The organism is Methylocella sp. CPCC 101449 (assembly GCF_031921685.1).
GTDB lineage: Bacteria > Pseudomonadota > Alphaproteobacteria > Rhizobiales > Beijerinckiaceae > Terripilifer.
Window position 1 is genome coordinate 1,091,010 of sequence record NZ_JAPDHU010000001.1, and the last position, 23,999, is coordinate 1,115,008.

Annotated in this window: 22 protein-coding genes; 9 read left to right on the forward strand and 13 right to left on the reverse strand. The window is 61.0% G+C overall.

Going from position 1 to position 23,999, the window contains the following annotated elements; all coding sequences use genetic code 11:
• The first annotated feature begins 53 nt into the window (after positions 1–53).
• Positions 54–1,154, forward strand: coding sequence for an ABC transporter ATP-binding protein (locus OIM99_RS04930; RefSeq protein WP_311849212.1), 1,101 nt, complete (start codon positions 54–56; stop codon positions 1,152–1,154).
• A gap of 160 nt (positions 1,155–1,314) precedes the next feature.
• Positions 1,315–2,301, forward strand: coding sequence for a tripartite tricarboxylate transporter substrate binding protein (locus OIM99_RS04935; RefSeq protein ID WP_311849213.1), 987 nt, complete (start codon positions 1,315–1,317; stop codon positions 2,299–2,301).
• A 57-nt stretch (positions 2,302–2,358) separates the two neighbouring features.
• On the opposite strand, the gene OIM99_RS04940 is transcribed toward OIM99_RS04935, so the two are convergent.
• The 10 genes from OIM99_RS04940 to OIM99_RS04985 all read right to left on the reverse strand — a co-directional run bounded on the left by OIM99_RS04940 (position 2,359) and on the right by OIM99_RS04985 (position 12,365).
• Positions 2,359–2,658, reverse strand: a complete 300-nt coding sequence (locus OIM99_RS04940) for a hypothetical protein (RefSeq protein ID WP_311849214.1) — start codon at positions 2,656–2,658, stop codon at positions 2,359–2,361.
• A 179-nt stretch (positions 2,659–2,837) separates the two neighbouring features.
• Positions 2,838–3,209 carry a Rieske (2Fe-2S) protein gene (locus OIM99_RS04945; protein ID WP_311849215.1) on the reverse strand — a complete coding sequence of 124 codons (372 nt, stop codon included), beginning with the start codon at positions 3,207–3,209 and terminating at the stop codon, positions 2,838–2,840.
• A 33-nt stretch (positions 3,210–3,242) separates the two neighbouring features.
• Positions 3,243–4,520, reverse strand: coding sequence for an amidohydrolase family protein (locus OIM99_RS04950; RefSeq protein ID WP_311849216.1), 1,278 nt, complete (start codon positions 4,518–4,520; stop codon positions 3,243–3,245).
• Positions 4,521–4,823: 303 nt separating this feature from the next.
• The gene (locus OIM99_RS04955; protein WP_311849217.1) at positions 4,824–5,735 is read right to left on the reverse strand and encodes a phosphate ABC transporter substrate-binding protein; all 912 of its coding nucleotides are present in this window, start codon (positions 5,733–5,735) and stop codon (positions 4,824–4,826) included.
• Positions 5,736–5,765: 30 nt separating this feature from the next.
• Entirely contained in the window at positions 5,766–6,623 is an 858-nt protein-coding gene (locus OIM99_RS04960; RefSeq protein WP_311849218.1) for an HpcH/HpaI aldolase/citrate lyase family protein, read from the reverse strand.
• Between the two features lie 113 nt (positions 6,624–6,736).
• Positions 6,737–7,765, reverse strand: a complete 1,029-nt coding sequence (locus OIM99_RS04965) for an amidohydrolase family protein (protein ID WP_311849219.1) — start codon at positions 7,763–7,765, stop codon at positions 6,737–6,739.
• A 303-nt stretch (positions 7,766–8,068) separates the two neighbouring features.
• A complete protein-coding gene (locus OIM99_RS04970) occupies positions 8,069–8,851 on the reverse strand; it encodes an SDR family oxidoreductase (RefSeq protein ID WP_311849220.1) in 783 nt (260 codons plus the stop codon).
• A 37-nt stretch (positions 8,852–8,888) separates the two neighbouring features.
• Complete coding sequence (locus OIM99_RS04975) at positions 8,889–9,917, reverse strand: extradiol ring-cleavage dioxygenase (RefSeq protein WP_311849221.1); 1,029 nt, start codon at positions 9,915–9,917, stop codon at positions 8,889–8,891.
• 25 nt (positions 9,918–9,942) lie between these two features.
• Positions 9,943–11,070, reverse strand: coding sequence for a 5-methyltetrahydropteroyltriglutamate--homocysteine S-methyltransferase (locus OIM99_RS04980; RefSeq protein WP_311849222.1), 1,128 nt, complete (start codon positions 11,068–11,070; stop codon positions 9,943–9,945).
• Positions 11,071–11,168: 98 nt separating this feature from the next.
• Positions 11,169–12,365, reverse strand: a complete 1,197-nt coding sequence (locus OIM99_RS04985; RefSeq protein WP_311849223.1) for an FAD-dependent monooxygenase — start codon at positions 12,363–12,365, stop codon at positions 11,169–11,171.
• 118 nt (positions 12,366–12,483) lie between these two features.
• Here OIM99_RS04985 and OIM99_RS04990 point away from each other — a divergent pair, with 118 nt between their 5' ends.
• Positions 12,484–13,041: a cupin domain-containing protein gene (locus OIM99_RS04990; RefSeq protein ID WP_311849224.1), complete on the forward strand. Its 558-nt coding sequence runs from the start codon at positions 12,484–12,486 to the stop codon at positions 13,039–13,041.
• Between the two features lie 179 nt (positions 13,042–13,220).
• On the opposite strand, the gene OIM99_RS04995 is transcribed toward OIM99_RS04990, so the two are convergent.
• Together OIM99_RS04995 and OIM99_RS05000 are read right to left on the reverse strand one after the other, a co-directional pair.
• Positions 13,221–14,264, reverse strand: coding sequence for an ABC transporter substrate-binding protein (locus OIM99_RS04995; protein WP_311849225.1), 1,044 nt, complete (start codon positions 14,262–14,264; stop codon positions 13,221–13,223).
• Positions 14,265–14,336: 72 nt separating this feature from the next.
• A complete protein-coding gene (locus OIM99_RS05000) occupies positions 14,337–15,374 on the reverse strand; it encodes an ABC transporter substrate-binding protein (RefSeq protein ID WP_311849226.1) in 1,038 nt (345 codons plus the stop codon).
• 206 nt (positions 15,375–15,580) lie between these two features.
• Here OIM99_RS05000 and OIM99_RS05005 point away from each other — a divergent pair, with 206 nt between their 5' ends.
• The 5 genes from OIM99_RS05005 (at position 15,581) to OIM99_RS05025 (ending at position 21,179) form a co-directional block, all read left to right on the forward strand.
• Positions 15,581–16,546, forward strand: a complete 966-nt coding sequence (locus OIM99_RS05005) for a tripartite tricarboxylate transporter substrate binding protein (protein WP_311849227.1) — start codon at positions 15,581–15,583, stop codon at positions 16,544–16,546.
• A gap of 74 nt (positions 16,547–16,620) precedes the next feature.
• Positions 16,621–17,565, forward strand: coding sequence for a fumarylacetoacetate hydrolase family protein (locus OIM99_RS05010; protein WP_311849228.1), 945 nt, complete (start codon positions 16,621–16,623; stop codon positions 17,563–17,565).
• A 143-nt stretch (positions 17,566–17,708) separates the two neighbouring features.
• Positions 17,709–18,878 (forward strand): cobalamin-independent methionine synthase II family protein, encoded by a 1,170-nt coding sequence (locus tag OIM99_RS05015; RefSeq protein WP_311849229.1) that lies wholly within the window; start codon positions 17,709–17,711, stop codon positions 18,876–18,878.
• Between the two features lie 323 nt (positions 18,879–19,201).
• On the forward strand, positions 19,202–19,975 hold the full coding sequence (locus OIM99_RS05020) for an SDR family oxidoreductase (protein WP_311849230.1): 774 nt from the start codon (positions 19,202–19,204) through the stop codon (positions 19,973–19,975).
• A 7-nt stretch (positions 19,976–19,982) separates the two neighbouring features.
• Complete coding sequence (locus tag OIM99_RS05025) at positions 19,983–21,179, forward strand: acyl-CoA dehydrogenase family protein (protein ID WP_311849231.1); 1,197 nt, start codon at positions 19,983–19,985, stop codon at positions 21,177–21,179.
• Between the two features lie 5 nt (positions 21,180–21,184).
• Here OIM99_RS05025 and OIM99_RS05030 read toward each other — a convergent pair whose 3' ends face one another.
• Positions 21,185–22,033 carry a fumarylacetoacetate hydrolase family protein gene (locus tag OIM99_RS05030; RefSeq protein WP_311849232.1) on the reverse strand — a complete coding sequence of 283 codons (849 nt, stop codon included), beginning with the start codon at positions 22,031–22,033 and terminating at the stop codon, positions 21,185–21,187.
• 185 nt (positions 22,034–22,218) lie between these two features.
• Between OIM99_RS05030 and OIM99_RS05035 the strand changes: the two genes are divergently transcribed.
• On the forward strand, positions 22,219–23,979 hold the full coding sequence (locus tag OIM99_RS05035) for a thiamine pyrophosphate-dependent enzyme (RefSeq protein ID WP_311849233.1): 1,761 nt from the start codon (positions 22,219–22,221) through the stop codon (positions 23,977–23,979).
• The last annotated feature ends 20 nt before the right edge of the window (positions 23,980–23,999 follow it).

Below are 23,999 nucleotides of genomic sequence, written 5' to 3' on the forward strand. Positions count from 1 at the left end.
TTATCGATCCATCATCCGTAGAAATTAGATATCTAGGCAAGGAGAGAACGCGAATGGCTGCGATTACGCTGGAGAACGTGAGCCGGCACTTCGGCTCCGTCGCGGCCGTGGACAATGTCAATCTGAATGTCGACGCGGGCGAATTCGTCACCCTGCTCGGCCCGTCGGGCTGCGGCAAGACCACGACGCTGCGCATGGTGGCCGGACTGGAGCAGAACACCGGAGGGCGCATCGCCATCGACAATCAGGTGGTGAGTGATGCAGGCGCCAGCTTCTTTGTGCCGCCGGAACGGCGCATGCTCGGCATGGTGTTCCAGTCCTATGCGATCTGGCCGCACATGACCGTGTTCGACAATGTCGCCTATCCGCTGCGCATCCGCCGCAAGTCGGCGCAGGAGATCGCCGAGAAGGTGAAGACGGCGCTGCGTCTGGTCGAGATGGAGAATTATGCCGACCGCCCGGCACCGGCGCTCTCGGGTGGCCAGCAGCAGCGCGTCGCCATCGCCCGCGCGCTCGTCTTCGAACCGCGCGTGCTGCTGCTCGACGAGCCGTTGTCGAACCTCGATGCGCGCCTGCGCACCCAGACGGGCGACGAATTCCGCGCCCTGCAAAAGCGCCTCGGCATCACCAGCCTTTACGTCACCCACGACCAGGGCGAGGCGATGGCCCTGTCCGACCGCATCGTCGTGATGCACTCGGGCCATATCCTGCAGATCGGTTCGCCGGAGGAAATCTATCGGCGGCCGGCCAATCGCGGCGTCGCAGGCTTCTTCGGTTCGCCCAACTTCCTGCCTTCGAAAGTGCAGGCCTGCACGCAGCAACCGGACGGCTCCTACCTGCTCACCCTCGACGGCCCGGGCTGGGTCGGACCCTGCGGCTGTTCAAGCGCACTGGCCGTCGGCACCGACGTTCTGGTGATGGTGCGGCCGGAAAACATGCGCATCGCCGACAAGGCTTCGATCGGCGCCGGCGAGATGAGCTGGACCGGCCCCATCGTGCAGTCGATCTTCCGCGGCACCCATCGCTCGATCATCGCCGAGACGCCGGCGGGGCGGCTCAACATCGACGTGCCGTCGGTCCACAATCCCGCCGTCGGCGAGAGCATTACGCTCGCCGCCGATAGCAGCGCCGTCTGGGCGACGCCGGCCAACTGATTTCCAAGCGGACGGGCCGTATCCCGTCCGCTTTTCCCTCCCTCTGTCCGATCTGGCACTGACTTTTAAGGGCTCGAGCTTAGCCACTTGCAGCCTCTTACAATCACTTGCTATTATGCACACGTGTGCGTAACCTGCCCACAAAAGGGGAGGAAGCAGCATGGCGATCTTTCGGCGTGTCCTGAATCTGTGCGCGATCCTGGCCGGACTGGCCGCGCTGGCACCGGCGGCCGCCCAGGCGCCTCCCGATTATCCCAACCGCCCGCTGCGCCTGATCGTACCTTTTGCCGGCGGCGGCACCACCGATGTGCTGGCCCGGCTGATCGGCCACCACCTCGGGCTGGCGCTGGGCCAGCAGGTCGTCATCGAGAACCGGCCGGGGGTGAACGGTAATGTCGGCACCGATGCGGCGGCCAAATCGACACCTGACGGCTATACGATCGTGCTGGTGGCCGACGGCACGGTGGCGATCAATCCCGGCCTCTATCCCAAACTGCCGTTCGATCCGGAACGCGACCTCATGCCCATTTCACGCGTCGCCCTCGTGCCGCTGATCCTCGTCGCCCATCCCAGCCTGAAGGCCGAGACGATCCCAGCCCTGATCGCTTTGAGCCAAGAGCCTTCCGCCAGTCTGTTCTTTTCCTCGGCGGGGCTCGGCAGCACCGGCCATCTCGCCGGCGAATTGTTGAAGAGCCGCACCGGCCTGCGCATGACCCATGTCAACTACAAGGGCGGCGGCCAAGCGGTGAACGATGTGGTGAGCGGACAGATTCCGCTGCTGGTCACAGCCTTGGCGACCGCCGGCTCCTTCATCGAAGCCGGACAGCTCAAGGCACTGGCGGTGACATCGGCGCAGCGGCTTTCCGGACTGCCCAATGTGCCGACCATCGCCGAGAGCGGCGTGAAGGATTTCGATGTCTCCTCCTGGTACGGCATCATGGCGCCGGCCGGCACGCCGGCCGCGATCATCGACAGACTGAACGGCGAATTGGTGAAGGCGCTGCGCAATGACGATTTGCGCCGCAAGATGCAGGCGCTGGGCGCCGAGCCGATCGGCGACAGCCCCAATACGTTTGCCAAAATCTTGACGGCGGATATCAAAAGCTGGGGCCACGTCATCAGCGCGGCGAAGATCAGCTTTCAGTAAACAGAAAGCCCGACCGTGGGAACCACGATCGGGCTTCCAAAACTCTTGGCTATCAGATCAGAACGTGCAGCCGTAAGCGCCGACCGCCGCCTTCATCTGATCCGACGAAGACTTACACATCGCTTCCATCGACGGCTTGGTCTGCGGATTCTTCGCCATGTCGGTCCAGGTCTTGCGCATCTGGTCGATCTGCATCTGGAACGTGCTCTTCTGCGCCTCCGGCACTTTGCCGGAAATGCAAGCTTCATATTTTGTCAGGAAGTCGTCGCAAGCGGGAATGCCAACCGGATCAGCCGCATGGGCGGCAACAGCCGAAAGCGAGACCGCAGCGGCGACAAGAGCGTTTCTGAAAAACATGAATCCTCGCAGAATGTAAAAAGTGAAGAAAGATGCGCCAGGCGCAGGCCTTATACGGCAGCGTAATGTGACAAGAATGCGGCTCCGCCACATCTAAGGCAGCGGAGCCGTGGAATAAAAGAATTGGGGCAGTTGCAAACAAACGCTTATGTCGTAAGTGACATTCGCGCAGCAGCGCATTATCCGCGCAACGTCACATAGATCTCACCGCGTTCGACGCGCACGGGAACTTTGCGCAGACGAATCGCCTGATTGGTCGGGTGACGGCCGGTGCGAATGTCGAATTCCATCCCATGCCAGGGGCATACGATATTCATATGCTCCTTGGAAAATTCGCGACCGCGACTGGTACGATCGTCATTCACGGCTTCCGTCGCCAGCGGCAGCAAACGACCCTGACAGGCAGGGCCATCGAGATGCGGGCAACGGTTCTCCCAAGCGTAGAACTCGCCCCCGAGCAGAAACACGCCAACTTCTTGTCCGCCGACTTCGAACACTTTGCGGCCGGGATCGGTGAAGGACGAAGCGGGGCCAACATTCACTTCAGACATGGTCTTGGATCCTGATGTCTTGTGCTTTGAAGATCAAGAAACGCGATCAGCGGCGCGCGCCGCGATCGCATCGGCCGCACGCGGACGCGTGCGCTTGATCGGTAGATTGAACAGCTTCGCTGCGTTGAGGCCGAGGATGTTGCGCTTCGCCTGATCGTCGAGGAAGGGCAACGTGGTGATCGAGCTCGGCGGATCGAAGTCCCAATGCGGCCAGTCTGACGAGAACAGCAATTGCGTGCTGGCCTTCATCTTCTCGAAGGTCGCTTCGAGCAGTTTCAGGTCGTAGCGTTCGAGCGGCTGGCTCGAATAATACATGTCCTGCATATATTCGCTGGGCATGCGCTTGAGGCCCGGCGCTTCGCTCTGGCGCAGCAGCACTTCATGATCGAGGCGCTGCATGAGGAAGGGAATCCAGGCAACGCCGCTTTCGACCCACACGGTCTTCAATTTCGGGAAGCGTTCCGGCAGCGCGTTGATGATCCAATTGGTCATGTGGATCAGGTTGTAGTGCACGAAGGACAGAGCGTGCATGGAGATGAAGCGATTGAGCTGGGTGAACGACGGATCGTCCCAATGCGGACCGGCGTGGAACACCAGCGGCTTGCCGCTCTCCTCGATCATCGCATAGAGGCGCATGTACTGATTGTGATGGATCGGCTTATGGCGCACGGCGCAGATCGTATAGCCGACGATCTGCGGATGGTTGCCGAATTCGCGAACCATGCGTTCGCATTGATCGACGTTGTTCAGGGGCAGATAGATCAGGCTGGTCAGGCGCGGTTCCTGCGGCAGAACCACTTCCACCATCCAGCGGCAATAGGCGCGGGCAAGGTAGACTTCGACATCGTCCATCGGGTTCATGCCCAGATGCAGCATCGAGGTCGGGAAGATCACCTGATAGTCGACGCCCATGAAGTCGATGCTGCGCTTGGCGATCTCGACGAAGGCGGCACCGGGCTTATCGGGATTGGAAACGCTTTCGCGCGGGCCCGACTGATGCGGCACGCGGCCCGACAGCGACTGGAAGCTCATGCCCGGCTGCATGTTGATCAGCGGCGTACGGATGCCACCGGCCAACTGATTGAGCGCCGTGTGTTTGAGAACGTCGTTCTCCATGAACTCGAGGATTTCCGGCCAGAAGCGGCCTTCCTGCGTATGCGCATCGACGTCGACGATCAGTTCGTAATCGTCATACTGGCGCTGCGCCTGACGGGCGGCGGCAAAGAGATAGTCGCGGGTATCGGTGGCCGCGGTGATTTCCTGAAGCTCGCGCACTTCGCCCACCAGCGACGATTTGAGTTCGTCAGGCATCGTTCCCTCCGCATAGCATTCTGCAGTCGTCAAACGCGTCGGACGCGTCAAACAAGGATCATGGACAAGATCGCGCTCGAACGAAACGCGGTTTGCCCTGGAATGTTTCTAAGCCCGGACAATGCCACCAAAAGCGGCAGCGTAAAAGCAAATTATTAGCTATTATAAAATGGAAACCGTTCAGTTTCCTTCAATACCCGAAAGATTAAGGATTTAGAGGCTTAGGCGCGGCGATATCAGCAAAAAAGCAAAAGGCGCGATCCTCCTGGACCGCGCCTCAACTCACGAAAACCGCAAGGACCGTCAGACGAGCTTGATCGTCACGTCGTCGAAAAGCTCTTCGACCTTGTAATGTTTTTTGACGATCTTCTGCTCGTAGGCATAGCGGGTCACCAGCTCGAGCGACTTGCGGCAGGCCTCCAGGCCCATCGGCAGCTGATCGATCTCGCCGCTCTTGGGCAGGCCGGCGCGGGCCTTGCTCTCCTTCAGCGCCGCGAAAATCTGCTTCACCACATCGGGCCGTTCCTTCGGCAGATCGCGATGCACGGCGAACATGTGATTGATGTGGCCGCAGCCATATTTCTCACCCCAGGCGCGCGCCGTCTCTTCCGGATTCTGGATGACGGTGCGCATTTCGGGGTTGGCAAGCAGATCGGCGGCGGGGATGACCGCATCGACGTCGCCATCGAGCGCCATCTGATTGAGGTTCTTACCGCCCGGCGGCGCACGCTCCACGAGCTGCGGCGGATCGGTGTATTCGGCGAGATGCGGATCGTCCCAGCACAGCCACTTCAGCTTGTTGAGATCGACGCCATACTCATCCTGAAGAATGCCGCGCACCCACACGCCGGTCGTCTGCGTATAGGAGCGCACCGCGACCTTCTTGCCTTCCAGGGTCTTGGGGTCCATCGGCGAGCGCTCTTTGCGGCAGACGAAGAACTGATGCTGAAACCGGCCAACCATGGTGGCCGGCAGCAGGACCAGCGGCTTGCCGTAATCGAGCGCCTGCATGTAGGTGACGATGGCCAGTTCACCGGCGGTGAACTTGCCTTCACGCACCATGGGCTTGAAGCCTTGATTGGCGGTGGCCGGACCGGCGAAATCCCAATTGACGAGCGGCGTTTCGATCTCGCCCGCCTTCAGCGCCTTCGACAGCGCCGAATCGGCGAGATTGGTGCGCAGCGTGACGGGCCCCGTCGCAGGGAAAGTCGCCATGTCCTTACCTCTTCTTCTTACTTGTTCTGCTCAGCGACCGGCCAGTTCACGGCCCTTGTTGAGGGCGTTGAACGTACGCTCCGGCGCCGCCATCAGGAAGCGATAGCCTTCGCTGAGCACGCGCTCGACATTCTTCGAATCGACATGCGGATGGCCGACGACCACATTGTTGGCCTTCGCCGTTTCGACGATCTTGCGCATGTGATCGAGCACCACCGGATGCTCGTACTGGCGCGGATAGCCGAGTTCCTGCGACAGGTCGCCCTCGCCGATCAGCACGGCGCCGATGCCCTTCACCTTCTTGAGGATTTCGTCGAGATTCAGAATGCCTTCGAGGTCTTCGATCATCAGGATGACGAAGATTTCGCCGTCCGGATTGAGCGGCCACACGTCGGCGCGCTTGTAATATTCCTGCTGCGACAGACCCCAGTAACGCACGGCACCGTGCGGGCCGTCGCCGCGTTGACCGAAGGGCTCGTGCAGCGGGTTGTTCTTCATGGTCGGATAGCGGCAAGCCGAGACGGCATTGTAAGCCTGTTCGGCGGTGCCGACATGCGGCCACACCACGCCATAGGCACCGAGGTCCAAAACCTGCTTGGCGAAGGTCTGGTTCATTTCCGCTCCATTAGGCGGAATGCGCACGATCGGCGTCAGCGCCGGCGCCAGCGAGCCGGAGGTGGCGATCTCGTTGCGGTTGAGCAGATATTGCAGGGCGTGGCGGACATTGGTGCCATCCCAGACGTTGTGCTCGGTCTCGAACACGACGCCGTCATATTTGGTGCCTTGCAGAGCGGTGGCGGCATCGGCCGTCGCCGGAGAAAACATCGTGAATGCGGGCTTGCCGGATTCGAGCGCCCGGATGACGCCGTTGAGCCGTTGCTGTGCCATGGAAGTCCTCTTGAAGATAAGAGCCGGACTGCTGCCGGCTTTGAGATTTCAGCCCGCCGTCTGCAGGCTGCGAAAAGGGAAAAGCGGCGCCCCAGAGGGACGCCGCGGATGGATCAGATCAGGCCGCGCTTCTTGAGCTGGCCGTCGAGGCGGCTGTAGACCTTGCGCGCATTGCCTTCGTAGATCTTGTGCAGATCTTCGGCGCTGAGGCCGAGCTGATCGACGTAGCGCTTGGTGTCGTCATATTCGTGGCCGGTTTCCGGATCGATGCCCTGCACCGCGCCGATCATTTCCGAGGCGAAGAGGATGTTGTCGGTCGGGATCACCTTGGAGAGCAGTTGCATGCCCGGCAGGTGGTAAACGCAGGTGTCGAAGTAGACGTTCTTGAGGAGATGTTCGCTGAGCAGCGGCTTCTTCAGCATCTGCGCCAGGCCGCGATAGCGACCCCAGTGGAACGGCACCGCGCCGCCACCGTGCGGAATGATGAACTTCAGGGTCGGGAAATCCTTGAACAGATTGCCCTGGATGAACTGCATGAACGCCGTCGTATCGCCGTTGATATAGTGGGCGCCGGTGGCGTGGAAGCAGGGGTTGCACGAGTTCGACACGTGCACCATGGCCGGCACGTCGAGTTCGACGAGCTTTTCGTAGACCGGATACCACCACTTGTCGGTGAGCGGCGGCTCTTTCCAGTAACCGCCCGACGGATCGGGATTGAGGTTGACGCCGACGAAGCCGAGTTCGTTGACGACACGCTCGATTTCCGGGATGCAATTGCGCGGGTCGACACCCGGCGACTGCGGCAATTGCGCGACGCCGATGAAGTTCTTCGGGAACAGTTCGGAGACGCGATAGATCAGGTCGTTACAGACCGTCGCCCATTGTTCCGAGGTCTTCTGATTGCCGACATGATGGGCCATGCCAGCGGCGCGCGGCGAGAAGATCGTCAGGTCGCTGCCACGCTCGCGCTGCTTCTTGAGCTGGCCCTTCTCGATCGTCTCGCGGATCTGGTCATCGCTGATGACCGGCGCCGGGCCCGGCAGCGGGCGATTGGAATCGACAAGGCCAGCAAGCTGGCGGTCGCGCCAGGGCTGGAGCGGCGCGGGCTCAGTCGTGTAGTGACCGTGACAATCGATGATCATAACTCGTGACCTTTGTGGTTCTTGCGGTGGACAAAGCAGCATCCCGGCCGGGTCGGGTGAATTTCCTCCCCCTTATGGACGGCCCGGATGATCCGGCCGGCACAATGACCGGAGAGACGGCGGAATGCAACGGGCGGACCCCGAGCGCAAGTCCCTTGATGGGAGGCGCGCGATAAAGTGCAGGCTTCGAACGGTTCATATATTAAGAGTTACCTAGGGTGCTGTGATTCCAAATGAATCAAAACTGGGCTCCAGCTTTTTGCACTGATGCGTTTTCTTCATAGGGCAAGGCACGCGCCAGCTTTAGACGAGACCTTCGTAAGAGCCGCCATCGAGCTGAATGTTCTGGCCCGTCATGAAGCCCGCATGCGCCGAGCAGACGAAAGCGCAGGTCGAACCGAATTCCTCGGTGGTGCCGAAACGTTTCGCCGGCAGGCTATCGGCGATCTGCTGGCGGGCCTCCGCCATGGTGATACCCTGCGCTTTCATCATCCGTTCCGCCATGAACTTCTGCCGGTCGGTGTCGATGCGTTCGGGCAGCAGATTGTTCAAGGTGACATTATTGACCATGACGCTGCGCGACAGAGATTTCGACGCGCCGATCAAAGCGGTGCGCGCCGCTGTCGACAGGCCGAGATCGGGATCGCGCGGCGATTTGGTCATGGCCGAGAGAATGTTGACGATGCGGCCGAACTTGCGCTCAACCATGCCCGGCAACACACCACGGATCATCAGCACGGCCGCCAGCATATTGGCCTCGAGCGCCTGGATCCATTGATCGTGGTCCCAATCGAGGAATTTGCCGGGCTGCGGCCCGGCATTGTTGTTGACCAGAATGTCGGCTTGCGGACAGGCGGCGAGCAGTTTGGCGCGGCCTTCCTCCGTGGTGATGTCGGCCACGACAGCCACGACATTGACGCCGGTGGCGGCGCGGATTTCAGCAGCGGTCGCATCGAGACGCTGCGTGTCGAGGCCGTTGATGACCACATCGACGCCCTCCTTCGCCAAGGCCAATGCGCAGGCTTTGCCAAGGCCGCGCGAAGACGCACAGACGATCGCCTTGCGGCCCTTGATGCCCAGGTCCATGTCGTTCTCCCAGTCCTGAAGTCTTTTGTCGTCGTTGCTATTCGGCGGCTTTCGCGGCTGGCGGATACCAGGTGGCGAAGCCAAGACCCGTGCCGGTCAGCGCATCTGTGCGATAGCCCGGCGCATAAGAGATCCAGGTCAGATCGAGATCGGGACAGGCGCCAGCGAGCACCAGCCAGTTGCGAATCTCGGAACTGCCCGCCTGCAAGCGCTTGACGTCGAGGTTGCTCAAGAACTCCAGATCCTTGCGCTTCATCGCGGCGATCACCGCATCGTCGAGATCTTCCTCGGCCTGGAAATGGCTGAGGCCGCCCGAGGCCATGAAGCCGACGCGCAGATTGTCCGGGAAACTGCGCACCAACTCGCCGATGCCCTTGCCCAGTTCGACGCAGCGACGCGGCGTTGGCTGATTCGGCGGAAAATAGGTGTTCAGGAAGATTGGTACGATCGGCACTTGGCCATTGGGGGCGCCGTCGAGATATTTCTTATGCATGAAGGAATAGGCGTGGCCTTCATATTGGTGATCGGCCATGCCGCCGAGCGAGGCGATATCGAAGCCGCGATCGCACAAGCCTTTGATGAGATGTTCGGCCAGCGGCTTGTTGACCGGATAGAACACGCCGTCTTCATCTTCCAGCCGGCGGTTCTGCGCGAACTTGTACCAGTGGAATGGATCGCTCTGCGGCAGTTCCTTCTTGCGGCCGTTGCGAATGCGATCGGCGTGATAGATGCCGATCGCCGGCTGCATGTTCTTGGAGAACAGTTCGTTCTGATCGTCGCCGCAGATGATCAGAACGTCGAGTTTGGCGGTCTGCACTTCCTTGCGCATATGCGCCATGGCGTCCTGCACCTGGGCAAAGCGCTTGGCGATGGCTTCGTCCGTCACCAGCTCCTTCGCATTGGACGGCGCCAAAGCGAGCAACTGATCGTAGGTCACCACATTGCCCTTGCGGTCAAAGTAAGTGCCCTTGGGATCGAACGTGCGAAAGCCCTTCTGCCAATCCTGCAAGGTGCAGGTCAGCATGACGCTGTGCGACGAGGCGAAAGCGGCGACCATCTCGGCCATGACCAAACTCCCTGTTCAACGATGCTTAGGCGTCAGCCCAGACTTCGCGCGCGGTTTCGCTGACCAGTTTCAACTTGGCGATCTCCTGATCGATGGTCATAGCCATGCCTTCGATGCCGCTGGCGAAGCCGCATTGCGGCGACAGTGCGAGCTGTTCGATCGGCACGATCTTCGCGGCCTCTTCGATGCGGCGCTTGATCGTGTCCTTCGTCTCCAGCGTGCCGTCCTTGGTGGTGATGAGGCCGAGCACGGCGATCTTGCCCTTGGGCAGGAAGCGCAACGGCTCGAACCCGCCGGCACGATCGCTGTCGTATTCGAGGAAATAACCGTTGGCGTTGATCTCGCTCAACAGCACTTCGGCCACCGGCTCGTAACCGCCTTCCGCCACCCAGGCGCCGCCATAGTTGCCGCGGCACAGATGGATGCAGATGACCATGTCGTCAGGCTTGCCGGACATCGTATCATTGAGCAGCTTGGCGTAGGTCTTGAGAAGCTGATCGGGATCTTCACCCAGGCTCTGCGCATGGGCGCGCAATGCGGGATCGCAGAGATAGGCGAGATTGGTTTCGTCGATCTGCAGATAGCGGCAGCCGGCGGCGGCGAGATCAGCGATTTCCTCACGATAGACGCGGGCGAGATCGGCGTAAAATTCCTCGATCGTCGGATAAGCGACCTTATCGATGGCTTCGCGGCCGCCGCGGAAATGTAAGAGCGTCGGCGAGGGAATGGTGATCTTGGGTGTCGAATTCGGACCGACCTTGGTTTTCAGGAATTTGAAATCGTCGACGAAGATCGGCCGCACGCGCTTGAGCTTGCCGGAAATCTGCATGGTCGGCGGCTGCTGCAAGGCCACGCCGTCGGCCTTGTGAAAGCGCACCGGGACTTTCGAGGGAATGAGCTTGACGTTCTCGAAGCCGAGCAGGAAGTCGCGCTGCCAGCCGCCACGGTTGTATTCGCCGTCGGTGACGGCGCGGAAACCGAGGTCTTCCTGCAATTTCACCACCGGACCGATGGCCTCGCGCTGCAGCTTGATCAGTTCCGCTTCAGGCAGCTTCCCGGCCTCGAACTCCTTGCGCGCTTTGCGCACATTGTCGGGGCGGATCAGCGAGCCGACCTGATCGGCACGGAAGGGCGGCTTTGACTTCGCGGACATGTTTCCTCCTCGGTTTTGTTTTCTGGCGCAGTTTTTTGACCGGCAGAACGCTCAAGCTTTTACAGCATCAGGGACCCTGCAATCAATTCGCATGGTCGTCAAATGAGGGCGGCCGTGGCATCGTATTCGAACAGCCAGTCGTAGCGCAGACGCACTTTTTCCGGTGCCCACTCGCGCTCCATATATCCCACCGCCGCCGCCGCATCGGCGAGAATGGGATTGTGGAAGCGCTTGCCGGCCTCGGTCGAGCCCACGACGATCTTGGTCGCCCGCTCGACGCGGGCTTTTTGATAAGCGGCGAGCGCGGCGCCGATATCCTCATATTTGTCGAGGCAGCGAGCCAGCACGACGCCATCCTCGATGGCCATGATGGCGCCCTGGGCCAGGAACGGCAGTGTGGGATGACAGGCATCGCCCAGCAAAGCGACATGTCCCTTGGTCCACGTCTGCAGGGGCGCGCGACCGATCAGTGCCCATTTATAAGGCTGGTCGGTCTTGGCGATCATTTCATGGACATAAGGATGCCAGCCGGGGAAATCGGCGGCGCATTCTTCCTTACTGCCCTTTTCGTTCCAGGATTCGCCGCGCCAATCGCTACGTTCGCCGAAACCGACGAAATTCAGGATTTCGCCCGAGCGCACCGGATAGGTGATGACGTGGCCGCGCGGGCCGACCCAATTGGTGCCCACCGGGCGCTGCAAGTCGGCGGACAGCGACTTCATCGGGATCAGACCGCGCCAGGCGATGATGCCCATGAATTCCGATTTGCCGGAATCGAACATCTGCTGGCGCATCAACGAATGGACGCCGTCGGCGGCGATCAGCACATCACCCTGCGCCTTGCGGCCGCCCTCAATGTCCAGGGTGACGCGACCATCCTTTTCGGTGAAACCGAGGCAGCGGGCGCCGGTGTGGATGGCATCGGGTTTGAGCGCCAGCACCGCATCGCGCAAAACGGAATTAAGATCGCCGCGGTGGACGAACCAATAGGGCGCGCCGAAGCGTCGGACGGAATCCTCGCCCAGATCGAACAGTTTGAACGTCTGGCCGCTGTTCCAGATGCGCACTTCCTTGCCGGCCGCCTCCTTGGCGACGCGACGCATCTGGTCCTCAAGACCGAGATGGATCAAAAGGCGCGATCCGTTGGCGGCGATCTGGATACCGGCGCCGAATTCGAGGAGCTGCGGCGCCTGTTCGTAGACATCGACGTCGAAACCGCGGCGCAGCAACGCCAGCGCCGCCGTCAGCCCACCGATACCCGCACCCGCAATCAGCACATGAGGTTTGGCCGCCACAGTTTCCTCCGTTTCTTATCTGTTCGTTGCACACTTGCAACGTGGTCTTGCAATGTGGTCTTGAATGTCGTCGCCGTTCCTGCAACGAAAGCGCATAACAAATCAAGCGGAGGAACCCATGGTTCGGCAAACCCGGCGCGTCATCGTCGATCACGACAGTTCCGGCAAGGCCGTCGTCACGGCGGATGGCCCCACCCCCAATGTCAAATTACGGCAGGCAACCGGTATTACCTCGACGCAGCTCTGGGTGACCGACCGGGCCCAGCCCGACCTGTCGTCAAGCGAAGACATGTCGCTGCGCGACGTCGGCGTGGCGCCGCCGGCCAATGGCAACATCCTGCGGATCGTCGATTTTCCGCCGGTGTCGGAGATGAAAGCCGTCGACAATGCCGCCATGCTGAAGGAAATGGGCCTGAGCGCCGATTCTCATGGCGGCGCGGCGAGCCGCAGCGCCTTCATGCATCGCACCAAGAGCATCGATTACGCCATCGTGCTGGAAGGCGAAATCGACATGCTGATGGACGACACCGAAGTGCATCTGAAGGCCGGCGACATTCTGATCCAGAAGGCGACCAACCACGCCTGGGTCAACAACAGCCAGGCGAATTGCCGCATCGCCTTCGTGCTGATCGATGCGCAAGAGCCGCCGGCGTGGAAGCAAACGCCGGGGCATTAGGGCGTCATTCTCGATCTTGGTGTCATCCCCGACGCGGCGAAGCCGCGAGCGGGGATCCAGGAGTCGAGGGCACGATGCCTGTCGTCCTTAGGTGTGGCAGCGTCTTACATTCTACCATTTTGCCCCTGGATCCCCGCTCAGCCGCTACGCGGCTGTCGGGGATGACACAAAGGCAGCGATCAGCGGCAGTTCTCCAGCTTCGAGTCCGGATTGACCTGCGGCGGCGGTCCCAACTGCTTGTTGGCATAATCGACATATTGCCGATCGAAGATTTTCTCCGCCGGCGCCGCCGTCTTCACCAGACCGACCTTCTGGTAATAGGCCTGCTGATCAAGCAGCCCCGCGACATTGATGATTCCATCCATGCGCCGGCCCGTCCACGGATTGCGCTCAATGCTTTCGGCGCTTTTATCGAGGCCATTACGCAAAGCGATTTCGATCACTTCCTTGCGGTTCGGCCCACCGTGATAGGCGACGCAATAGTCGCGCGCGGCGCGCATGTAGGCGACGAAGAAACGCTGCGCAGCCTCCTTGTTTTTCGCCGCCCATTCGGTGTTCATGAAGGCGACGGCGATCGTCAGAGGCCGGGGCTCGACGAGTTTGTCGACGCTGGCGATGGAATAGGCGATTTTCTGATCCTGGTAGGCGGCCGCGAAGGGCGGAATGACCAGAGCGGCATCGAGCGCACCGCTGACCAAAGCCGGGCCCATCTGCGGGAAGCCCAGAATCTTGATGTCGACATCGTCGAGCTTCATGCCGACGCCTTCCAGCATCTTACCGACTTCATAGGTCGTTACCGAGCCCGGACCATTGCTGCCGACCACTTTGCCTTTCAGATCGGTGAGCTTGGTGATCTTGCCCTGGTTCTGTATGCCCACCAGCATTTGATGATGGATCGGGGTGGAGACGCGATCGGCCACCATGATGACGGGCAGATTCTGTTCCAGAGCGTTGAAAAAACCCGCCGACGTGCCGCCTTCGACAAACTGCAGATCGCCCTTCGCCAGGATCGCCAGCACGTTGGCCGACGAATTCATCAGCGAAATTTCGACATCAAGGCCGGCGTCACGGAAGTAGCCTTTTTCCAGGGCAATGTAAGTTCCAACCGCACCGAACGATTGAACAGTGCCGACATTGACCTTGGTCCTTGTTTGCGCCTGCGCCACGGGCGTAACCAGCATCATGGCACCCAGCACGAGGGCGCCAGCGGCATATCCTTTCATGATTGTCCTCCCTTTTTTTCGTCCCTCCGGAGCCGTTGACTTCGAATTTCGGCTTCGAATTGTTGCGATCACCTATCGGCAGCCCTCGATCTTGCTGGCCGGATTCACCTGCGGCACGGGTCCCAGCACCTTCATGGCATTGTCCGTATATTGTCGCGTCACGAGCTGCTGTTCCGCGAATTTGGCCTTGATGAAGCCCTGTTCGTAGAAGAAATCCTGCATGTCGAGCAAGCTCGCCATATTGACCTCGCCATTCATATTGCGTGCAGGCCAGGGATATTTTTCGATGAAGGCGACATCCTTAAGAGGGCCGGTACGGGTGACGCGGTCGACCATTTCCTTGCGGTTGTCGCCGCCGTGCAGCGCTACGCAGTAGTCACGCACGCTGCGCATATAGGCGATGAAGAAATCGCTGATCAGCTTTTGATGCTGCTTCGCCCAATCGGTGTTGATCATCGTCACGGCGATGGTGAGCGGGCGCACCTTCACGTGATTGTCGGGATCGGCAAGCAGGAAGGCCGAATTTTCCTCGACGAGCGAGGTGCCCCAGGGCTGGATGATCAAAGTGGCGTCAATCGCCTTGTTTTTGAAAGCCGCGCCTTGCAGCGGAAACGCCAGGATCTTGATGTCGATGTCCTTGATGGTGCCGCCATCGGCTTCAAGCAACCGCGCCAGTTCGTAGGTGGTCACCGCAGCAGTGCCATTGCTGGCGACCATCTTGCCTTTCAGATCGGCGATGCGCGTCACCTTGCCTTCCAGGTCCTTGCGCACCAGCAATTTGTGATTGAGCGGCGTCGAAATGCGATCGCTGGCGATGGTGATCGGCATTTTCTGTTCAAGCGCGTTGAAATAGGCGGCGGAAATGCCACCCTCGATCATCTGCAGCCGGTTGGTCGCCAACAACGCCACCACATTGGCCGAGGTATCGAGATTTTCGATCTCGACATTGATACCATATTGCTTGAACCAGCCCTTTTCGATGGCGGTGTAATTATTGACCGTGGCGATCGAATTGACCGTGCCGATGCGAATCGTTTGCAGCTGTTGTTCCTGTGCTTTGGCTTGAGCCGGCGCAACAGCCAACGCCAAACCCATAGCCAGTCCGGCCATCCCAGCCTTCCGGATCATTTCTCGTTTCCTCCATGACGCCGATTATCTCGGCTTGATCTTTCGCCGCCCTACCGGCGACGCGGCGCCAGTGTCGCAGTGTTCGGCGTGCGCCGCAATATGGAACGCTTCCCAACGACCTGTGGGATTGCCTTGTCGCCGAGCGAACGATACCAAGCGGAGGCTAAAGAATTAGGGGGGGAGACCATATGCGTCCGTTTCGTTCCGCTTTGATCGGCGCCGCCGTGCTGTTCAGCGGGTTCGCCACGGCCAGCGACTATCCGACGCAGCAGATCACCATGATCGTGCCGCTGGCACCGGGCGGTCTGGCCGATATTGTCGCGCGCGCCATCCAGACGCCGCTGCAGGTGGCGCTGGGCAAACCGGTGATTATAGAAAATCGGCCCGGCGGCGGCGGTGCCGTCGGCGCCGTGGCTGTCGCGCGCAGCAAGCCCGATGGGCACACGCTGCTGCTGGCTCTCTCGCCCACCATCGCTTTGCCCGAGATGGACCGTCTCGACGGCAAGAAACCCTCTTATGAATTGTCAGAACTCACGCCGATTGCGCGTCTGACGGCCGAACCTTTCGTCGTGCTGGTGCGGCCCGATGCACCCTGGAAAAGCTTTGCCGACGTGGTGGCGGATGCGCGCAAACGGCCCAACGCCATTTCCTTCGCCTCGTCTGGCACGCGCGGCTCGATCCATTTCGCCGTGGCGCTCGCCGCTCATGCCGCCAACGTAGACTTTTTGCACGTGCCCTATCGCGGCGGCGGCCCGGCGGTGACAGCACTGTTGTCGAAAGACGTCGATTTTACGCTGGCGGCACCGAGCGTCGCGGCGCAATTCGTCGACGGCGGCCAGTTGCGCGCCATCGCCCGCAGCGGCGGTGACGAACCGCTGAAGCTTTATCCGAAACTGACGAGCTTCAAGGAACAAGGCGTCGATGCCTCATACACGCTGTGGTCGGCGCTTTATGCACCTGCCGCCACGCCGGCCGACGTACAGGAAAAGTTGAAGACCACGTTGCGCGCCATCTACGCCGACCCGGCTTTCCAGAAGGCAGCCGATGACGCCGGTCTCGATCTGAAAATGTTGCAAGGATCCGATCTCAAGGCCTTCCACGAGAGCGAAGAAGTCGCGACCAACAAGCTCATTCACATCATCGGCAAAATATAGATTCTTTATTTTGGCGCGTCTTTGTGACGTTTGATGTATCCATCAAACTACAAAACGCTATGGCTGGAGATTTCATGCGTATCGTCAATTTCGTCATCGATGGTGTGACGCGCTTTGGTGTGTTGCGCGACGAGAGCGTCATCGATCCTCTTCGCGCGGCGGCGGCCGAGGAGCGCGCCTGGTTCGCCGACACGGTGAGCTTTATTCGCGCCGGCGCGCCCGCTCGTCAGGCGCTCGACAAAATCGTTTCGCAAAGCGATGCAAAGGCCAATTTGAAGCTTCGCGATGTCAAACTGACGGCGCCGATGATGCCCAGCACGATCCTGTGCAGCGGCAGCAACTACCGCGCCCACAACGCAGAAAAGGCCAATACGGCGATCAGCGGCAAGGAGCCGGAATTCTTCATCAAGACGAGCGACTGCGTCATCGGCCCCGACGATGCGATCCTCTACGACGCCGCGCTCAGCAAGAAGATCGACTGCGAAACCGAACTCGCCGTGGTCATCGGCAAAGCGGGTCGACACATTCCGGTGGAGCGCGCGCTCGAGCACGTGTTCGGCTATACGATCGTCAACGACGTGACGGCGCGCGACCGGCAAGTACGCATGAAGGACGGCTTCGTCTGGTATGAGCTGGGACGCAGCAAGGCCTTCGAGACCAGCGCGCCGCTCGGCCCCTGCATCACCACCGCTGATGAAATCGGCGATCCGCAGGCCTTGATGCTCAAAACGCGCATCAATGGCGAGTTGCGGCAATCTTCGACAACAGCCGAAATGATTTGGAGCTGTGCCGAGCTCATTCATTTCTTCTCGGTCAATTTCACGCTCAAGCCCGGCATGATGATCATCACCGGCACGCCGGCCGGCACCGCCTGGTCGACCGACGCGGAATTGGGAGGCAAATGGTCGCCCACCCCCGGCCTCGTACCGGCGACGCGGTATTGCCAACCCGGTGACGTGATCGAAAGCGAGGTCGAAAAGATTGGCATCTTGCGCAACACCGTGGCCGCCAGTCGTTAAGTCGCCTCGCAGCCCCGTCGAGGGAACCTGCCCACAGAGAGCGCCAGATTTGTCGTTTTCCGTGGGCATTTGGCAGTCTTGCTGATACAGGCGATGACCGCTAGAAATCCGTCGTTCAAAAAACAACAGTTCAGGAAACACCCATGAAGCGCAGCACCGACCGCATTCTGACATCCCATGTCGGCAGCCTCATCCGTCCCGACAGCGTCGTCACCTATCTGCGCGACAAGCAGGCCGGCAAGCCGGTGGACGAAGCGGCGCATCAGAAGAAGCTCGGCGAGGAAGTCACGCAGGTCGTCAAGCAGCAGAAGGATGCCGGCATCGATATTCCCAGCGACGGCGAATTCGGCAAGGGCATTTCCTGGTCGCAATATGTGCTGGAGCGCATGAGCGGTTTCGAGCGCCGGCCCTTCAAACCCGGCGTCAACGCCTGGCGCACCGGCGCCGACCGCACGCGCTTTTCCGCCTTCTACGATGAGATGGACAGCAAGGAAGGCATGGCGACGACGATGGAATCGGTCTGCGTCGGGCCGCTGACCTATACCGGCCAGGCCGCCGTGCAAAACGACATCGACCATATGAAGGCGGCGCTGAAGGCCAATGGCGTCGAGGAAGGCTTTCTGCCGGTGGCCTCGCCCACCTCGGTGATCCCCGACCGTACCAATGAATACTACAAGAGCGACGATGACATTCTCGTCGCCATCGCCGAGGCGATGAACACCGAATATAAGATGATTACCGACGCCGGCCTCGTCGTGCAGCTCGACGATGCCCGTCTCGCCGTCACCTATGACCGCATGGTGCCGCCGGCCAGCATGGCCGATTATAAGAAATGGGTCGGCCGGCAGGTCGAACTGATCAACCATTCGCTGCGCGGCATTCCGCAGGAAATGGTGCGCTATCACGTGTGCTGGGGCAGCTGGAACGGTCCGCATACGACCGACGTGCCGCTCACCGACATCATCGACGACTTCCTGAAGATCAAGGCCAATTGCTTCGTCATCGAGGGCGCCAATCCGCGCCATGAGCATGAATGGAAGGTCTGGGGCAACGGCCGGTTCCCGAAAGACAAGATGCTCGCCACCGGCGTCATCAGCCATGCCACCAATGTGGTCGAACATCCCGATCTCGTCGCCGAGCGGCTGGTGCGCATCGCCAAACTGATCGGCCGCGAAAACGTGATGGCCGGCACCGACTGCGGCTTCGCGCAGGGGCCGTTCTATCGCCGCGTGCATCCCTCGATCATGTGGGCGAAGTTCGAGGCGCTGTCTGAGGGGGCGCGGCGCGCGTCGAAGGAATTGTGGGGCAAGTAGTTTTCCTGTTGAACGCAACCTCTTGGTGTCACCCCGGACAACTGCGTAGCAGATGATCCGGGGTCCAGGGGCAAGTGGTAGAGCCTATCCTCCATATCTTCCGTCGTTTTCAATACCGGCAACATTCGTCACACGCCCCTGGCTCCCGGATCACGCCGCGCGTGTCCAGGATGACACACGATGATGCGAGGCATTCTCTTCGCCTTCTGAAAGATCAGCAGCCAGGTTGCCGCGCCCAGCCGCCGATGGTTCAGTGCAAGTTACCTCTTGCGCAGGCCACGGCCGTCCTGCCAATATTGGTCCATTAACACAAGGAACCTTCCATGGCGGGGAAAATCACGGCTGATCTCAGCGGCATGACCATTTTGATCACCGGGGCCTCGTCGGGGATCGGCGCGCATTACGCAGAGATGACGGCGAGCCGGGGCGCGCAGGTGGTCGTCACGGCGCGGCGCCGCGACAAGCTGGAGGAACTTGTGGCCGCCATCGCAGCCAAGGGCGGCAAGGCCTATGCGGTAACCATCGATGTTTCCAGCGCCACCTCGATCCGCGATGGCGTTGCCGCCGCCGTCAAAGTGGCAGGACCGATCCATGCGCTGATCAACAATTCCGGCGTCGCGCCCGGCCGGCCACTGCTCAACGAAAGCGCCGAGGCCTGGGACGAGGTGATCGCCACCAATCTTTCCGGCGCCCGTCACATGGCCGTGGAAGTCGCGCGGCAGATGGTCGAGCAGAAGAGCGGCGGCACGATCATCAACATGGCCTCCATTCTCGGCCTGCGCCAGGGCGGCCATGTGACGGCCTATGCCACGTCCAAGGCCGGGCTGGTGCAATTGACCAAACAGATGGCGCTGGAATGGGCGCGCTACGGCATCCGCGTCAATGCCATCGCCCCTGGCTATATCGAGACACCGATGACGGCGGCGCATTTCGACACCGAGGCTGGTAAGCAACAGTTGCAACGCATTCCCCTGCGCCGCCTCGGCCAGGTTGAGGATCTTGACGGGCCTATCCTGCTCTTGCTGTCGCCTTCGTCTGCTTTCATGACCGGTTCGGTTCTCGTCGCCGACGGCGGCCATCTGATTTCCAGCTTGTGAGTGAATCATGGATTTCGCGCTACCTCCGGACCTGGACAACATCAGAGTTCGCACCCGAGCCTTCATCGCCGAACACGTGCTGCCGCTCGAAGCCGATCCGAAGAATTTCGACGAACATGAGAACATCCGCCTCGACCGGCTCGAAGACGTCCGCGCCAAGGCCAAAGCCGCCGGCTTATGGGCACCGCAGACGCCGAAACAGTTCGGCGGCATGGGCCTGCCGACGGTCGGCTGGGCCGCCATGTACGAAGAGGCGAATCGTTCGATCTTCGGGCCGGTCGCGCTCAACTGCGCCGCGCCCGACGACGGCAATATGAATCTCCTCGCCAAGGTCGGCACGCCGGCGCAGCAGGCGCGCTGGCTGCAACCGATCGTCGACGGCAAGGTGCGTTCCTCTTTCGTGATGACCGAACCCGCTCCTGGCGGTGGCTCGGACCCGACGATGATCCGCACGCGCGCCGAGCGCAAAGGCAATAAATGGGTGATCAACGGCCATAAATGGTTCATCACCGGTGCCGCCGAAGCCAGCCATTTCATCCTGATCGCGCGGACATCGGACGATGCCCGCAAGGGCCTCACGGCTTTCCTGTTTCATAAGGATCAGCCGGGCTGGCGCATTCTGCGGCGCATCGCCATCATGGGGCCGGAAGAACACGGCGGCCATTGCGAGATCGCCTTCGAAGGTCTCGAAGTGGACGACGACAACGTGCTGATGAATGTCGGCGATGGATTGAAGGCCACGCAAATCCGCCTGGGGCCGGCGCGTTTAACCCATTGCATGCGCTGGCTCGGCCTGTCGAAGCGCTGCGTCGAGATCGCCACCGCTTATATCAACGAGCGACAGGCCTTCGGCAAACGGCTCGCCGATTATGAAAGCGTGCAGATGAAGATCGGCGATGTGACCCATGCCATCGACATCGGCCGCCTGCTGGTGATGCGCGCGGCGTGGAAGCTCGATCAAGGCGATTTCGCGCGCACGGAAGTTTCAAGCGCCAAGCTGCACGTCGCCGATACGCTGCATCTCGCCGCCGACACGGCGATCCAGCTCAACGGCGCGCGCGGCTATTCCAAGGATACGGTGCTCGAATGGATCTACCGCTATGCGCGGCAGGCGCGGTTGGTGGATGGCGCCAGCGAAGTCCATAAAATGGTGCTGGCGCGTCACGCCGCCAGCGCCGGCATCGATAGCTGGCGCTGGGGCTAGAAAGATCAGACCTTCTCGGCTTTGATCGGATTGCTGAGCACGCCGACCTTGTCGATCTCGATCTCGCAGACGTCGCCATCCTTCATGAACAGCGGCGGCTTCTTGCGACCGCCGACGCCGCCCGGCGTGCCGCTGACGATGACATCGCCCGGCGCCAGTTCGGTGAAGATCGAGATGAAGGCGATCAAGCGCGGGATCGAGTGAATCATCATCTGCGTGGTGGCGCGCTGCATTTCCTGGCCGTTGAGACGGGTGATCAAGGTCAAAACGCTGTCGGCGGGCACTTCGTCTGTTGTCACCATCCACGGGCCGAAAGCGCCGGTCGAGGGAAAGTTCTTGCCCGTGGTCCATTGCGTCGTCGCCCATTGCAGGTCGCGGATCGAGCCGTCGTTGTAACAGGAGAAGCCGGCGACATGGCCGTAGGCGTCCTTCTCGGCGATGCGGCGGCCACCCTTGCCGATGATGACGGCGATCTCGCCCTCATAGTCGAGATGGCTCGATTCCGGCGGCAGCAGCATCGGCGCGTTATGGCCCATCTGGCTGTTGGCAAAACGTACGAACAGCGCCGGGTCCTCGGTGCGCTCGCGCTTGGTTTCGACCACATGATCTTCGTAGTTGAGACCGACGCAGATGATCTTTTCCGGATTGGGAATGACCGGCAGCAGGCGCACCTGATTCAATGCGACATCGGGCTTGGCGCCGGCGATCGCCGCCTTCGCCTGAGCGAAACCATTGCCGCCGATCAGGGCACGCAGGTCGGCGAAAGCGAGTTTACGCCCTAAGTCGACAATGCCGCCGTCCACCACGGCACCGTAGCTGACTTTGCCACCGGCCTCGAATGTCGCGAGCTTCATATTTCCTCCAGGATCTTGAACGATTGGTTGCGCCAATTCGCGGGCTTTATACGCAGGCGCGGCCGGCATGGACAAGCGCCACGCCTGCATTTTATCTCACCTTTTCTCGGTCCTAATGGGATGTTACGGGGAGCCCCGCCCATAAAATCGCGCCGATTTCAACAGGTGCGCCGGAGGAAACATTGATGCCTTATCTCGATACGCCCGAAGGGCAACCCGACGACAAGGTTGCCTGGGGATCGGACGTCGCGGCTCAGATGCTGCGCCTGTGCGGCTTCAAATATGCGGCGCTCAATCCCGGGGCGAGCTATCGCGGCCTGCACGATTCCCTCGTCAACCATCTGGGCAATCGCGATCCCGGCATGCTGCTGTGCCTGCATGAGGACCATGTGGTGGGCATTGCCCATGGCTATGCCAAGGCGACAGACGAGCCGATGGCGGCCATCGTCCATTCCAACGTCGGCCTGATGCACGCCCACATGGGCATTTTCAATGCCTATTGCGACCGCGTGCCGATGATGATCGTCGGCGCCACCGGCCCGGTCGATGCGCATCAGCGCCGGCCGTGGATCGACTGGATCCACACCTCCGCCGACCAGGCCGGCATCGTTCGCGACATCATCAAATTCGACAATCTGCCGACGTCGGCGGAAGCCATCGTCGATGCGATGACCAAGGCCAATATCGCCACCCGCACCGAGCCCTGCGCGCCGGTCTATATCGTGCTCGACGCCGGCCTGCAGGAGCAGTCGCTCGACAAGGTGCCGGCTCTGCCTGATATGAGCCGCTTCCAGCCGCCGGCTTCGCCGCGCGCGCAAAAGACCGACATCGATCGCGCGGCCGCCATGCTGAAGGCCGCGAAGCGGCCGCTGCTGCTTTTCGGCCGCGGCTCGCGTTCGCAAGCCGAATGGGATGCGCGCGTGCAGCTCGCCGAAACGCTCGGCGCCTGCGTGATGACGGACCTGAAGAACGGCGCCATGTTCCCGACCGATCATCCGGCGCATGTGATCGAGCCGTTCAATCAACCGGGCAAGGACATTCTCGATCTGATCGCCGAAGCCGATCTGGTCATCGCATTCGAATGGGTCGATCTCAACGGCAGCATCAGCCCGCCGAAGGGTTCCAACTTCGCGGGCAAGGTGATCAGCGTCGGTCTGGATCACCACCTGCACAACGGCGCGCATATGGTCTATCAGGGCACGGCGCCGACCGATCTCCTCATCTCGGCTTCGCCCGCCAGCGTCGTGGACGATCTCAACGCGACCCTCGGCAAGACCAAGAAAGAGCCCTGGCGCGCGGCCATCCGCAAACCGTTCAAGCCGGGCGACGGCTCGCGCATCCGCATGCAGGACGTGGCGCAGGTTCTGCGCGAAAACGTGCCCGATCCCGACAAGATTTCCTTCGCGGCGCTGGCGCGGCAATGGCCGTGCGACCAGTGGCCGTGGCGCGATCCAGGCGCCTATATGGGCAAGGACGGCGGCGGCGGCATCGGTTCCGGGCCTTCGCTCTCGGTCGGCGTGGCGCTCGCCAATGCGGATAAGGGCCGCCCGACGGTAGCAGTGCTCGGCGACGGCGATTTCGTCATGGGCAACCATGCGCTGTGGACCGCCGTGCGGCACAAGATTCCGCTGCTGGTGCTGATCAACAACAACCAGTCCTATTTCAACGACGAGTTGCACCAGGAAGGCGTCGCCAAGCGGCGCAACCGTCCGGTCGGCAATCGCTGGATCGGCCTGGCCATGGACAAGCCCTATGTCGACATCGCCAAACTGGCGGAGGCACAAGGCGCGACCGGCATCGGCCCGATCAAGACGCTTGCCGATCTGCCGGATGCGATCCGCAAGGGCGTCGATGTGATGATGAAGGGCGGTGTCTGCGTGATCGACATTCACGTGCCGCCGGGCACGGAGCGCAACACGAATTCAACGGGCCTGCGCAACACCTGATGCTTGCGCCCCAGCGCCGA

Bases quoted from the DNA above. Each gene is read 5' to 3' on its own strand.
- OIM99_RS04965 (WP_311849219.1), bottom strand. From the start codon at position 7,765: ATGATCATCGATTGTCACGGTCACTACACGACTGAGCCCGCGCCGCTC.
- OIM99_RS04945 (WP_311849215.1), bottom strand. From the start codon at position 3,209: ATGTCTGAAGTGAATGTTGGCCCCGCTTCGTCCTTCACCGATCCCGGC.
- OIM99_RS04930 (WP_311849212.1), top strand. From the start codon at position 54: ATGGCTGCGATTACGCTGGAGAACGTGAGCCGGCACTTCGGCTCCGTC.
- OIM99_RS04940 (WP_311849214.1), bottom strand. From the start codon at position 2,658: ATGTTTTTCAGAAACGCTCTTGTCGCCGCTGCGGTCTCGCTTTCGGCT.
- OIM99_RS05000 (WP_311849226.1), bottom strand. From the start codon at position 15,374: ATGGCCGGACTGGCTATGGGTTTGGCGTTGGCTGTTGCGCCGGCTCAA.
- OIM99_RS04980 (WP_311849222.1), bottom strand. From the start codon at position 11,070: ATGTCCGCGAAGTCAAAGCCGCCCTTCCGTGCCGATCAGGTCGGCTCG.
- OIM99_RS04975 (WP_311849221.1), bottom strand. From the start codon at position 9,917: ATGGCCGAGATGGTCGCCGCTTTCGCCTCGTCGCACAGCGTCATGCTG.
- OIM99_RS05005 (WP_311849227.1), top strand. From the start codon at position 15,581: ATGCGTCCGTTTCGTTCCGCTTTGATCGGCGCCGCCGTGCTGTTCAGC.
- OIM99_RS04995 (WP_311849225.1), bottom strand. From the start codon at position 14,264: ATGAAAGGATATGCCGCTGGCGCCCTCGTGCTGGGTGCCATGATGCTG.
- OIM99_RS04960 (WP_311849218.1), bottom strand. From the start codon at position 6,623: ATGGCACAGCAACGGCTCAACGGCGTCATCCGGGCGCTCGAATCCGGC.
- OIM99_RS05025 (WP_311849231.1), top strand. From the start codon at position 19,983: ATGGATTTCGCGCTACCTCCGGACCTGGACAACATCAGAGTTCGCACC.
- OIM99_RS04990 (WP_311849224.1), top strand. From the start codon at position 12,484: ATGGTTCGGCAAACCCGGCGCGTCATCGTCGATCACGACAGTTCCGGC.
- OIM99_RS05030 (WP_311849232.1), bottom strand. From the start codon at position 22,033: ATGAAGCTCGCGACATTCGAGGCCGGTGGCAAAGTCAGCTACGGTGCC.
- OIM99_RS04970 (WP_311849220.1), bottom strand. From the start codon at position 8,851: ATGGACCTGGGCATCAAGGGCCGCAAGGCGATCGTCTGTGCGTCTTCG.
- OIM99_RS04950 (WP_311849216.1), bottom strand. From the start codon at position 4,520: ATGCCTGACGAACTCAAATCGTCGCTGGTGGGCGAAGTGCGCGAGCTT.
- OIM99_RS05020 (WP_311849230.1), top strand. From the start codon at position 19,202: ATGGCGGGGAAAATCACGGCTGATCTCAGCGGCATGACCATTTTGATC.
- OIM99_RS04935 (WP_311849213.1), top strand. From the start codon at position 1,315: ATGGCGATCTTTCGGCGTGTCCTGAATCTGTGCGCGATCCTGGCCGGA.
- OIM99_RS05015 (WP_311849229.1), top strand. From the start codon at position 17,709: ATGAAGCGCAGCACCGACCGCATTCTGACATCCCATGTCGGCAGCCTC.
- OIM99_RS05035 (WP_311849233.1), top strand. From the start codon at position 22,219: ATGCCTTATCTCGATACGCCCGAAGGGCAACCCGACGACAAGGTTGCC.
- OIM99_RS04955 (WP_311849217.1), bottom strand. From the start codon at position 5,735: ATGGCGACTTTCCCTGCGACGGGGCCCGTCACGCTGCGCACCAATCTC.
- OIM99_RS05010 (WP_311849228.1), top strand. From the start codon at position 16,621: ATGCGTATCGTCAATTTCGTCATCGATGGTGTGACGCGCTTTGGTGTG.